The sequence below is a fragment of the Fervidobacterium nodosum Rt17-B1 genome (genome assembly GCF_000017545.1).
Taxonomy (GTDB): Bacteria; Thermotogota; Thermotogae; order Thermotogales; family Fervidobacteriaceae; genus Fervidobacterium; species Fervidobacterium nodosum.
On record NC_009718.1, the window covers coordinates 1,231,362 to 1,244,345 of the forward strand.

General features: G+C 33.6%; 12 protein-coding genes and 1 tRNA gene. 1 reads left to right on the forward strand and 12 read right to left on the reverse strand.

Going from position 1 to position 12,984, the window contains the following annotated elements; all coding sequences use genetic code 11:
- The first annotated feature begins 8 nt into the window (after positions 1-8).
- Positions 9-98 (forward strand) — tRNA-Ser (locus tag FNOD_RS06000).
- A gap of 9 nt (positions 99-107) precedes the next feature.
- Here the strand turns inward: FNOD_RS06000 and FNOD_RS06005 are convergent.
- From FNOD_RS06005 to nrdR, 12 genes are all read right to left on the reverse strand, one after another.
- Entirely contained in the window at positions 108-1,418 is a 1,311-nt protein-coding gene (locus tag FNOD_RS06005) for an MFS transporter (protein WP_011994305.1), read from the reverse strand.
- A gap of 37 nt (positions 1,419-1,455) precedes the next feature.
- Entirely contained in the window at positions 1,456-2,199 is a 744-nt protein-coding gene (locus FNOD_RS06010; RefSeq protein ID WP_011994306.1) for a DUF3298 and DUF4163 domain-containing protein, read from the reverse strand.
- A 9-nt stretch (positions 2,200-2,208) separates the two neighbouring features.
- On the reverse strand, positions 2,209-3,162 hold the full coding sequence (locus FNOD_RS06015; RefSeq protein WP_011994307.1) for a 2-hydroxyacid dehydrogenase: 954 nt from the start codon (positions 3,160-3,162) through the stop codon (positions 2,209-2,211).
- Positions 3,163-3,341: 179 nt separating this feature from the next.
- On the reverse strand, positions 3,342-4,562 hold the full coding sequence (locus tag FNOD_RS06020) for a M48 family metallopeptidase (protein WP_011994308.1): 1,221 nt from the start codon (positions 4,560-4,562) through the stop codon (positions 3,342-3,344).
- Positions 4,563-4,595: 33 nt separating this feature from the next.
- Positions 4,596-5,333: a class I SAM-dependent methyltransferase gene (locus FNOD_RS06025; protein ID WP_011994309.1), complete on the reverse strand. Its 738-nt coding sequence runs from the start codon at positions 5,331-5,333 to the stop codon at positions 4,596-4,598.
- 27 nt (positions 5,334-5,360) lie between these two features.
- Entirely contained in the window at positions 5,361-6,650 is a 1,290-nt protein-coding gene (locus FNOD_RS06030) for an IMP cyclohydrolase (RefSeq protein WP_011994310.1), read from the reverse strand.
- Between the two features lie 17 nt (positions 6,651-6,667).
- Positions 6,668-7,312 (reverse strand): SDR family oxidoreductase, encoded by a 645-nt coding sequence (locus tag FNOD_RS06035; protein ID WP_011994311.1) that lies wholly within the window; start codon positions 7,310-7,312, stop codon positions 6,668-6,670.
- Positions 7,313-7,356: 44 nt separating this feature from the next.
- Entirely contained in the window at positions 7,357-8,679 is a 1,323-nt protein-coding gene (locus FNOD_RS06040) for a peptidylprolyl isomerase (RefSeq protein WP_011994312.1), read from the reverse strand.
- A 67-nt stretch (positions 8,680-8,746) separates the two neighbouring features.
- A complete protein-coding gene (locus FNOD_RS06045) occupies positions 8,747-10,429 on the reverse strand; it encodes a peptidylprolyl isomerase (RefSeq protein WP_011994313.1) in 1,683 nt (560 codons plus the stop codon).
- The gene (gene lysS, locus FNOD_RS06050; RefSeq protein WP_011994314.1) at positions 10,426-11,955 is read right to left on the reverse strand and encodes a lysine--tRNA ligase; all 1,530 of its coding nucleotides are present in this window, start codon (positions 11,953-11,955) and stop codon (positions 10,426-10,428) included. Before lysS ends, FNOD_RS06045 begins: the two co-directional genes overlap by 4 nt.
- Positions 11,956-11,997: 42 nt before the next feature.
- Positions 11,998-12,468: a transcription elongation factor GreA gene (gene greA, locus FNOD_RS06055; protein ID WP_011994315.1), complete on the reverse strand. Its 471-nt coding sequence runs from the start codon at positions 12,466-12,468 to the stop codon at positions 11,998-12,000.
- 36 nt (positions 12,469-12,504) lie between these two features.
- Positions 12,505-12,966 (reverse strand): transcriptional regulator NrdR, encoded by a 462-nt coding sequence (gene nrdR, locus FNOD_RS06060; protein ID WP_011994316.1) that lies wholly within the window; start codon positions 12,964-12,966, stop codon positions 12,505-12,507.
- Between the last annotated feature and the right edge of the window lie 18 nt (positions 12,967-12,984).

Consider the following 12,984-nt stretch of genomic DNA (forward strand, 5'->3'; position numbering starts at 1 on the left):
CGCTGGACGGAGGCGTGTCCGAACTGGCTAAGGAGCCGGTCTTGAAAATCGGTGGTGGTCAAACCACCGTGTGGGTTCGAGTCCCACCGCCTCCGCCATTTTTTATTTTATACCTCTATACCTTCTCCAATTTCTCTATTTTTTAAAGCTAACTCTCTCATTTTTTTATTTAATGCTTCAACTTCTGTATCAAAATACCATGCTGTTAACATTAGGAAAAAGCCACATATAAACCAAAAATACGCACTTAATTCAAGAGCGGCGGCCATACTTCCAAGACTCACCGAAAGCGCCCCACCAACAAAACGACCAATTCCAGTACCTACAGAATCAGTTAAATTAAATATGGAAAATATTCTTCCTCTGTTCTTCGGTTCATTCACATTTAAAAGCATCATCTTAACATTTGGCCCTGTGTAAGAGTCCATCATCGCCGCTACAAATCCTAACAAACCAAAAATCAAAAAGGTACCCGGCATATAGTTAAATTTAAACACCCAAACAGTGAAAAATACACCTAAGATTGTTGTAACAGCAGATACAAGTGGAACTAGTCTACGAGAAATCGAATAAAGTTTTTCTCCAACAATACCACCTATAACATTCCCCGCAATGCTTCCTAAGGCAAAAATCAGAAACATCGTTGTGGCTTGATTTAAATCCATGCCTTTCTCTCTTCTAAAGAACTCTATCATAAAATATGGTATAGCGCCCCAAGGAACTGTACCTGCAATCCCTTGAAAGAATAAAAGCAAATTTGTTTTTATTTTTACAAGATTTGCGTAATCTGAAAGCTTAATACTATACTTATATTCAACCTCCGTACTTTCAAAGCCTTCCTCGTGAGCTGCTCTTTTTGGTTCATCAAGATAATACCAAATAAGTGGAATAAGAATTATATTAGGAGCGGAAACAAGGATAAATGGTATCCTCCAACCAAGAATATTAGCTGTATATCCAGCCACTAACATTCCCAATATACTTCCCACAGTAGAAGCAAGTCCAAGTATTGAAACTACCTTTCCCCTCTCTTTATGCCCAAATAAGTCACCAACAATTGAATATGAAATTGGAAAAGAAGCACCAACACCGATACCAGTCAAAACTCGCCAGAAAAAAAGCTGGCCAAACGAACCTGAAATGGCCGTTAAAAGGCATGGAATTTCCCCAACTAATATAGAACCAACCAACAACTTCTTTCTGTTGTACTTATCACTTAAAAATCCCCAAAAAAGGCTGATAATGGCCCCTACAATACTGAAAACTCCCCCAACAAGTCCAATATGCGAATCGGTAACATTAAATTCTTTTTCAATCATACCAATAACAGGACTCATCACCATCTGATCGGCGTTGAGTATAACAAGTAATATAAAGAGAAAAATTACAGTCCTTTTTCTATTAATATCTTTACTCAAAAGAACCCCCCCATTCGATACCAAGAAATTAAAAATTCTACTTTAGTAAAGACAAAATATCATACTTCAAAAACTTTTCAATAACATTCCATGGTATAACAAACTCTGGCATACCTGAAGCATAAGGTGCCAAATCGTAATGCGGGTACATAATAATCAAACCGTCTTTAGAAATAGTAAATTCTCTTGAGAAAATATCATCTTTTAAAATATTCATAGGAGCATCCGGAAAGAAATCTGTGTTATTTTGCTCTATTTGTTTCAAAATATTTGACTTTATTGTATCTTCTGCCTCTTCTTTAATTATATCATAAAGCTTTAAGACTTTGGAATTTTTAAGATCTATATTGTAAGTCTCAAAAAAAGTTATACCATGAGCTCCTCCAGTAAATTGATAATAATAAACTACAAATGAAAGAAAATCCTTTCCTTCATATCTAACGTCTACACTAACATAAGCTTCGTAAGGAGTATGTTGAACGTCTTTATCATGATCTTCTTGTGCTATCCCTTTTACCTCGTTCACAAATTTTTTTATTTTTTCTTCAACTTCAGAATTGAATTTTTCTTCAAAATTAGAATCTTTAAGGTATTTTAAACGAGGTAATTCAACATGTATCCGTACAATTTCGTTTTCAGTAGAACTTTTTACAATTTCAAAAACTTTCATTCTTGATATATAGAATACCACAAGCAAACTAATAAGCATAAGAACACCTATCATGAAAATTCTTGAACGCGTTTCTGAAAATTTTTCCATAAAATCATCTACCTTTCTCAATTTTTCAGATCACCAAACGCAATTTGATGGTCTTTTTCCATCAAGAGCTTCCATTACATTTATCGCAACTATCTCTGACATTTTGTCACGAGTTTCGTAAGTAGCAGAACCTATATGTGGCAATAGCACAACATTATCAAGTTTCTCGAGCCCTGGAGTTAAAACTGGCTCATTTTCGTAAACATCAAAACCCGCACCTGCAATTCTTCTCTCTTTCAAAGCCTCATACAATGCCTGCTCGTCAACAACAGGTCCTCGCGCAGTATTTACCAATATAGCATTTGGTTTCATCTTAGCAATTCTTTCTTTATTTATGAGGTGATACGTCTCCTTTGTGAGAGGCGTGTGTAGCGAAATATAATCTGAAATTTCAACCAACTCATCAATATTTACATATTTCGCGTTGTATTGTTTTTCAATTTCCTCTGGTAATCTATTACGGTTGTAATAAACAATATTCATACCAAAACCGAGGGCTCTCCGTGCAACCGCCTGTCCAATCCTTCCCATCCCAATAACTCCAAGAGTTTTTCCATATAAATCGTAACCTAAAAATAGCTTCGGTTTCCAACCAACAAACTTACCTTCACGAACAAACTTATCAGACTCTACAATTCTCCTCGCAACTGCGAGAATCAAAGCAAAAGCAATATCAGCCGTTGCCTCAGTTAAAACTCCCGGAGTATTGGTAACGTATATTCCCCTCTCCTTAGCAGCCTCAATATCTATATTATTATATCCAACAGCATAATTTGCTATAATCTTAGCTTTCTTCAGAGAATAAATAAATTCTTTATCAATAGGATCCCTTAACTGAGTTACTATTGCGTCGGCATATTCTGCACGTTTTATCATCTCTTCTTTTGATAAAAACTCTTCGCCTGTATAAACATCTACTTCAAACCTTTCTTTAAGCATATTTATGCCTTTCTCAGGAATAGCGTAAGTTACAAAAACTCTCACTTCACTACACCTCCAATCATGCGTAAAATATCTGATTATATTCTATTCCAAAAACCAATTAATTCAACTTTATATTTTTATTTCCCAAAAATTTATAAGAAAAAACCAGAGGGGACCTCTGGTTTATTTGAGAAATATATATCCTTTCACATTGTTCATTAATTTTGATTTTTTCAATATTATTTTAAATTCAAAAGGTGTTTTATCCTTTCCTCTGGAGCGGGATGATTGTAGTACCAGATTTTATAGAGTGGCAAAGGATTTGGATTTGATAAATTTTCTTTTACCAACTTTTTGAGTGCTGAAATAATATAGTCTGGGTTTTCTGTGATTTTTGCGGAATATCCGTCTGCTTCGTATTCCATTTTTCTTTGTAAATAATTAAGCAATGGCTCAACAAAATAAATCAAAGCACTTATAAATGTAAATGTGTAAAAAATAACAGTGTAAGGTTTTGAAATGCCAAATGGTTGTATTTGGAAAAGATACAGATAAACAAAATTGCTAAATAGTAATACTAATGTTGTAGAAATTGATGATATGGCTATGAGTTTAGCTATATGTCTATGCGCATGATGACCAAGTTCATGAGCAACAACTGCTAATATCTCATCATCCGTTTGCTTAAGTATGTTATCATACAAGACTAATCTTCTTGCCTTACCAATTCCAGTAAGGTATGCGTTTTGTTTTTTTGTTCTTTTTGAAGCGTTCATAACGTAGATGTTTGGAACTTTTACGCCAGACTTAGTCAAAAGTTTTTTTAGTTTTTCTTTTAATTCTCCATCTTTAAGTTCTGTGAATTTATAAAATAGTGGTGCGATGAGAATTGGTTGAATGTATGAGAAAAATAATAAAAATAAAAATACAAGGATTGATAATTGCCACCACCAAATTGTGAAATGTGTTAAAAACCACATTGAGCCAATCAAAATTGGAGTGGCTATAGTTACAATTAAGACTATGGATAATAAGCTGTCAAATATAAAAGTTTTAAGTGTAGTTGTGTTGAAACCATATTTTTGCTCTATAACGAATGTAGAAAATAATTTGAATGGCAAATCGATTAGAAAATCTATTAAACCATATATACCAGCAAAGAGTAATGCTTGTAGATATACGTTTGCAGTTAAATTACTAACTATTTTTTCAAGAAATGGATAACCTTTTAGCAAGAAAACCAAGGTAACAATAAGATTTACTAAAGTTGAAACAGCAGAAAACATGGTTCTGTCTTTGAGGTATCTTTTTGCTTTTTCGAAATTTTCCGCAGACATAATGTCCGATAAAATATCAGGTACATTTTTGGTGTTTAAAGAATATTTCAAATTTGCCAAGCTTAGTACTACTTCCCAAATTTCTTTGAAAATAACTAGCAGTATTAAAACTTTAATAAACAATCCCCATCCCTCCTAATGTTTCCCTAAATTTCTTTAATATTTCTCATGATTTTTCATTACAAAAAGCAAGTGCTCAGCTTCTTTGGTAAGGTATTTACCATATTTAAAATTAAGTGTTTCATCACTGAAAATCCCAAGAGCTGATACTTCAACCAATTCTAAAGAAAAATTTTTAGAGATTTCTATTAAATCCTCTTCGGAAAAAGCGCGAGCTATGAAGGTACCGTATTCAGAACCTATCGGCAATTTTTTGTACTTTTTGAGGTATTCATAATCACTTTTTTCACCGTAAATTATAACATCTCGAAGGTATGAATAAAAATTATCGACGGTACCGAAAATATAGGTACCGTCTTTCGATAATTTCTTTATATTGTTAAGAACTTTCTCTATGTTCTCAACGTAACTTAGAACATCTCCAAAAAGGAAGATTACATCAAATTTCTCATCTAATTGTATATTCTCAGCTTTTTCACATATAAAAGTGCATTTTTCACTGTAATTTTTCAATTTTTCTTTTGCTATCTCTAACATATTCCATGCAGGTTCAACCAACACAACTTGTGCCCCATTTTGCACAAACCACTGAGACCACTGTCCTGTCCCTGCGCCTATATCTATGACTTTTTTGTCTGAGAAATCGCTAATATAACTTTTTAAAACGTATTTTATTTGTTTTTTCGCATTTTCCCAATATTTGTCTAAGTACATTTCATCGTAAATGTGTGCAATTGAGTTATAGTATTCGTAAGATTTTTCTATGTGTCTCAAAAATCTTACACCTCTTTTTTGAATTTCTCAAAAGCCAATTATTTCAATGCCTCTTTCCTGACATAATTTTTTAAATACATTGTCTATGATTCCGTTAGTTGCAACCGATATTGGTTTTGTGGCTGTATTTTCCAAAACCTTTTCAAGTGCTTTTACTGGACTATTTAAATCAATTTCAATATGATAATAGCCATCTTCAGTAATTAGTACGATTGCATACTTTGGTAACAATTTTAGCAAAAGATTTATTTCTGAATTACTTTGAATGTGTTCTTTAATCATTATGTTTTCTATCATATATCCAATAGAATATTTCCTGTTTTTGTTCGAATCACTTACGTATTCGTATTGTATAATTTCCTTTCCTTTAAGTGTTTCTTGTACAAATTCTTTGTCCTCGATTTTTTCGCATGCTATAGTTGAAAATGTGCTTTCTTTAAGTTTTCTAGCCATGTCATTTGTAAGTTCTCTTAAAACAACTGTTTCACCTTTAATATCGCAAATTCTCTTTCCAGATTTTTTAAGATCCACCAAAGTTGATGGTATGTTCCCAACAAGCCCTATAACCAAATCTGGGTTAATGTAAGATAAAATAGCTCCGGCAACTATTGAAGAAGCATTTTTGGTATATTTTGAAAGTCTGATAAATTTATCTTCAACTTTATCTAAAATCTCGTAGTCAAATTGTGGATTAATGAATCTTTCGAATGTCATATGTTCAAATTTTTCTGAAGCAAATAGTTCAGATAATACTCTATGTATCGTCGCATCGTATTTCATTGTATGATAAAAGGCTTTTAAAGCAAACATCCTTCTGTCGTGCAGTTGAACATCTCCACACAAATCAATGGATTTTATTACTTTATCATAATCTGCAGGATCACAAACAACAACAACGTTTCTGTGGTTTTTCGCCGCGGCTCTCAGTAAAGCAACACCACCTATATCTATATTTTCAATAAGTACATCTTCATCTCTCGTTTTTTTCTGCACTTCGTCAAATGGATAAAGGTTAACCACAACCAAGTCTATGGGCTCAATAAAATTATCCCGCAAATCTTTTACATGACTTTTGTCACCGAGATCTGCAAGTATTCCACCGAATATTTTTGGATGGAGTGTCTTAACTCTTCCACCAAGAATTTCTGGAAAACCGGTAACATCAGAAACTTGTTTTACAGGTATTCCTGCGTCAGAAAGTAATTTGGCAGTCCCACCGGTGCTTATTATTTCAACACCACGATCTACTAAATTCTTTGCAAACTCAACAAGTCCTGCTTTATCAGAAACACTTATCAGAGCCCTCTTAATATTCATCACTCAGCCCCCCACTTTTACCATTCTATCAATTTTCCTGTGTAGTCTAAGAATATACCTGATTTATCAAGATTTCTAATTACATTAATTATACCAGCGGCTGATTCTTCAGGTAACACTGGAGCATTGCTACCACCCATGTCAGTTTTAACCCATCCAGGATGAATAGAAATAACTTTCATATTTTTAAGTTTGTGTGATAAAAGTTTCGTTGCCATATTTAGAGCTGCTTTTGAAATAGAATACGGTATGGAAGACGTTCCACCTGTATTAGTTATACTTCCAAGGATACTGGATATGTTAATTATCTTCGCACTTTCTCTTAATTTCCCTGCTTTGTATAACTCTTGAACAAGCATATACGGTCCTAATGTGTTCACTTTAAACGAAAGAAGCATACCTTCTTCGGTAACTTCGGGAAAACGTTCTTCAATAAGCACACCTGCGTTATTTATAAGCACATCAATTGGCTTGTCAATTTTAACCACGAATTCTTCTATTGATACAGGGTCAGAAACTTCAAGTTTTAACGCTCTTAAATTTTGGTGTTCTATAGGCATGGAAGTTCTGATGCCCACGGTGACTTCTTCGTTCTCTTGAAGAAGTTTTTTGGTAATAGCCAAGCCAATGCCTCTATTTGCACCTGTGATTACCCAGTGCATCGACTCACCTCCATATAATAATATATAGTAATATAAGTTCTTACTTATTGCCCTAATTCAAACTTATATTCTGGATTGGCTTGGAGTAATTTATCACGATAACCTTGGGCTGTTTCTTCATCGCCAAGGCTTTTGTACATGTAGTACAAATATTCCATTGCTTTTTGACTAATTTGCGGGTTTTCGGAATTCACAAGTTCGTCAAGTTCTGCCAAATTATTATAAATATACTGAAGGACAGAATTTATATCTCCATTTTTGATGTAGTAAAGCAATATCTTAGATAATTCAATATTGTATTCAAGAACAATTTCTTCAGAATTATCAAATTGTCTTAATCTTGAAAGTATTGAGAATGTCTTATAACCATTTTCATAGAGTTTTAATATTGCCGCTTTGTATTCCTGTTGATATTTTTCTGTCAATTTCGCATCTTCCATAGTTGATATAATACCTGCTAACAACCAAATATCATCAGTTTTAAGTGTTTTATCTTCGTTAAACATTCTTGAATAATAGTCGGAAGTAATTAATTCAGGGTTTTTCCCTTGTACATAATCTACCCATATTGAATAGCTTACTGGAACAACGATCTTTAGTTTTTCAGTTGCGATTTTCGAATTGAGGTAATCTTCAAATTTTTTGTTCCCTAAATCTTGCTGAACTTCCGCATACTTAGATGATTCTTTGAATTTATCAAATGTGGAAAAGTCATTGTGATTCCTAATTAAGAATACAAAATTACCGTTATCTGTAATTTGAATTCTTATTTTACTATCGTATTTTCCAAAGAGTGTATCAACAAATATTTCGGAGGTTTCTGATTTCTTCAATCCATCATACGATTCGCTTTGCACATTTGTCGCTTCTTTGATTCCTTCAAGTGCTTTTTGGAACCCTTCTTTTAACGCTGTATCAAAAAATTTCTGTGCTTCCTCCTGGGTTTCGAATATTACATAATCGATGTCAACATATTCTTCATCTTTCATTAGTTGTTCTCTATTTTCATTGTAATATTTCATCATTTCTTCTTCAGAAATTGTGGAATGTTGTTTAGAAAACTCATCCAAAGAAAGATTTTCAAGTTTAGCAAAGTATTCTTTAACTTTATCTTGTAAAAGACTATTTAATATATATGCTTTTACATATGGTTCCTCAAAAAGTGGATCAAAACTGCCGTAATAAGATAGATAGATATCGTATGTTTCTTCAACTTCTTTTTCTGAAACTTCTGTGCCTGGTACTACTTTTCCGTTTAGTTCAAAAAATCCAAACACCTTGTTATCTGTGCCTGTTTGAGCAAAAGAACTTGAAATCACTACAAAACCGATTAAAAAGACCAAAAAAATAAGTTTTGAATTTCTCATATTAAACACCCCTCATTCTCCTATGAAATTATCCCCCGCACTATTCGCGGGGGATTATTTTTTGCCCTTATTTACCTGTATTTGTGCTCTCGTTTGTTGTATTTGTACTTTGTTGCGATGCTTCTTGCTGTTTAATCATTTCATCAAGTTCCTTTTCAGCTTTTTCAAAATCCAAGCTGTAATCAGGTTTGATTTCTTTTAATTTCGTAAGGTATTGTTTGGCTACTTTTGGTTCGTCAAGCGCTTTGTTCATATCGTACAACTTGTAAATAGAATCAGCTCTTATATTTAGTTCCGTTGAGGTAGAATCAGCAAGATCAGCAAAACCTTGATATACTTCAAACAGTTGATTCATTACATATTGAGCTCCACCAATTGATAAGTATGGTTTTATTTCATCGTACAGTTTTGAGTAATAATCAAACGCGATCTGTTTGTTTTCCGGATTGTATTCTTTCATCCTTCTAAGAATTTCTTTTGACGAACCTTTTGTTGCTTCATAGATTGAAGATACGATTTTCCTTTCAAATCCTTTTACGTCCTCTTTTACTTTCTCAAGAGCTGTATCCGTGCTTTCAACTATTCTATCTGCAACTACCAAGAAGGCTGCTTTTTGTTCATTTGCAATATCTGTTCTTACTTCACCTTTTTCATCGAATAATTGTTCATAAAATTCCTTATAAACACTTAAAAGGTCTTTGTTTTCTGAACTAAGTGCTTTGTACCATGCCTTGTAAACCGGATCTCTCAATTCAAATGAGACTTTGTTTTCGTCTTTCCATTTTTTGAAATTATCAGAGAATTTTTTGTTTATAAGTTCAGTTCTAACTTCTGTATAACCATCTGTCTTGACAAAGTTTTCATAAGTATCAGCTTTTTGGACACTTTTTACATTGAAAACAAAGAATGAATTGTTGTACGGTAAAGAAACTAAAGTTGACGTTGCATCAAATATTTCTTTTTCAAGCTCCTCAGGTAATGTACCTTTTTGTAATGTGTACGGTGAAAGTGTAACTGAGAGTTCGGAAGCAGCTTGAGTTACTCCTTTTTCTGTTGCAAGTTTAACAAAATTTTCCATTTCATCTTTTGAATTAAACGTTGCATACTCTACTTCCGCTTTTGTGTATTTTTGTACTATGTCATTTTTGTTTTCATTATAATATTTTTTGATTTCGTCCTCACTAATGGCACCAAGCTTTTCTTTAACGGCAGATATAATCAACTCTTGTTCTTTGTTTTTTCTGAATTCTTTCTCATAATTTGACAAACTTCCATATTGTGCTTTTATTTGTTGTGATTTCGCTTGATCTTTCTTTATATTATCCATTTCCTTTTTAACTTCTTCATCGAGTTTTTTCTTATCTGCCTTTATATCATTAACTTTCGCGTAATAAAGCATTGCCTTATTATTTAAAAAGTAAACAGCGATAAGCGTTTTAACGTATGGTTCTTCAATAACAGGGTCAATTTGTGGATTTCCATACGCAGCAAGTAAGTCTCCATATTTTTGTTCTACTTCTTCTGGGAATACCCAATATGATTGATCTTTTGATGGTTCGCCACTAATTGTTAAATATCCTACAGTTTCTTCTATTGTTCTCTTAACTTTCTTTGCACCAGGCGCATAGTTAACTGCAAGTGCCCAAAGAGCGATACCAGCAACGAATGCAATAGCAACAATCCAAATGAATATCTCTTGCCATCTCTTAATGGTTTTCCTCACTTTAACATCTTTGCTTTCCTTACTCATGCTTTATTTCCCCCTTCTTTTTCTATGATTTCAGATTTTTCTAAATCGGTGTAATCTTCAATATCTATATCTCCTTCTGGTCTCACAAGTGGGAATGCTATAACGTCCCTTATATTAGCACTGTCTGTAAGCAGCATTACCAATCTATCTATTCCTATTCCGAGTCCTCCAGTTGGTGGCATTCCATATTCCAGAGCTCTTACAAAGTCTTTATCTAGCATTTGAGCTTCCTGATCGCCAAGGTCTCTAAGTCTCAGTTGGTTCATAAATCTTTCAAGTTGGTCAACAGGATCGTTCAATTCACTGAATGCATTGGCCATTTCTCTACCATAAATTATAAGTTCAAATCTTTCCGTTACCCTTGGATCTTCTCTGTGCTTTTTGGCAAGTGGTGATATTTCAACAGGATGTTCGAGTAAGAACGTTGGTTGAATAACTTTGTCTTCAACAAGATCCCAAAGTTTCTCTATCATATGGCCTCTATCGTTTATATCAACTTCCACTCCATTTTCTGCAAGCACTTTTGCCATTGTTTCATCACTATCTTCTATGATATCAACACCAAGATTTTCTTTTATGAAATCTCTCATCTTTACTCTTCTCCAAGGTCTTGTAAAATCAATCTCTTGACCTTGATATGTTATCTTAGTTGTACCGTATAGTTGCTCAACAAGGTATGTTATAAGTTCTTCCGTAAGGTTCATCATATCTTCGTAATCAGCGTAAGCTTGATAAAGTTCTATTGATGTAAATTCTGGGTGATGTTTGTAGGAAATCCCTTCGTTTCTGAATATTTTACCAATCTCGTAAACCTTATCAAAACCTCCGACTATAAATCTCTTAAGGTGTAATTCCGTGGCAATTCTAAGATACATGTCTATATCAAGAGCATTTAAATGTGTAATAAATGGCCTTGCAGATGCACCACCCGTAAGGTATTGAAGTATTGGCGTTTCAACTTCAAAAAATCCTTTCTTTGTAAGAAACTCTCTAATCATCCTTATAATATCCGATCTCATTCTAAATCTCTTAATTGTTTCGTCGTTTGCAATCATATCAACATATCTTTGCCTGTAAAGTACTTCCTTGTCCTTTATACCGTGCCATTTTTCAGGCATTGGTCTTAAAGGTTTAACCAGAAGTTCAAACTTTTCCACAAGTATGGTGATTTCACCAGTATTGCTCTTAAATACTATACCTTCAACACCAACTATATCACCAACTGTGACACGCTCTTTGAAAAATTCGTAATTCTCTGTTTTGTCTTTTCTAATGTAAGCTTGGATTCTTCCATATGTATCCTTTATATGGAAAAAAGCACTTTTTCCGTGTTCCCTTATTGACATTATTCTACCAGCAGTTGAAACTCTTTTATCGGTTACTTCACCGTTAGAAAGATGTTCAAACTGCTTTTTGATGTCTTCCGTTGTATGTGTTTTATTGTAAGAATACGGATAAGGGTTAATTCCTAAATTACGAAGTTCATCTATTTCTTTAATCCTTGCTTCTCTAAAATCCTTAAGCAAAATACTCCCTCCTTAGACAGATTAACAGTTTTTATAATTTTCTTATCTTGAGTTTATCTCAATAACTTGATATTTCACTATCCCTTTTGGTGCCTTGATTTTTACGGTTTGACCTTTCTTTGCGCCATTAACTCCTCTTCCAAGGGGCGATTCTATGCTTATTTTATTCGCAAATATATCTGCCTCTTGCGGGTTCACAAGTTGTATTTTCATTTCTTCACCGGTATCTAAGTTTTTAAGAATGACCCAGTCACCAAGATTAACAGTTGATGAATTGGAAGCTTCCGTTATAATCTCTGCATTCATTAACATCTGCTCAAGTTCATTTATTCTCGATGCTATTCTACCTTGCTCATTTTTCGCTTCTTGGTATTCAGAGTTTTCTGACAAATCACCAAGTTCTCTCGCAGCTTTTATTCTTTCAGGAATTTCAAACATGAGTTGTCGTTTTAATTCATCAAGTTCTTTTTTTAGAAGCTCGTAGCCTTCTTTCGTAAGTTTAACTTTTTCCATCTAAATCCCTCCTAAAGTTTCTAAAAGTTTATATTATTATATTTGTCCCTCGTTTCTTAATTCTTTTATAACCTCGATAAACTGGTCAATTTCTCTAAAATCTTTATATACAGACGCAAATCTTACATAAGCTACCTGATCCACTTTTCTCAATTCTTCCATAACTAACTTTCCAATTAACTCAGATGGTACCTCAAGTGTACCACTTTTTTGTAATTGCGAAACTATGTTGTCAACAATTCTTTCCATATCATCTACAGTAATAGGTCTTTTTTCAAAAGCCTTTAGTAAGCCGTTCAGAATTTTCTTTCTATCGAATTTTTCTCTCCGCCCATCTTTTTTTATAACAGTTATTGGTCCAGTTTCATACCTTTCATATGTTGTAAACCTTGCATGGCATTGTGGACATTCTCTTCTTCTTCTTATAGCTCTTCCCTCACTTAATTCTCGTGAGTCAAGGACTCTTGTATCTTCGTATCCACAAAATGGGCAACGCATTTTCTACACCTGCCTTAT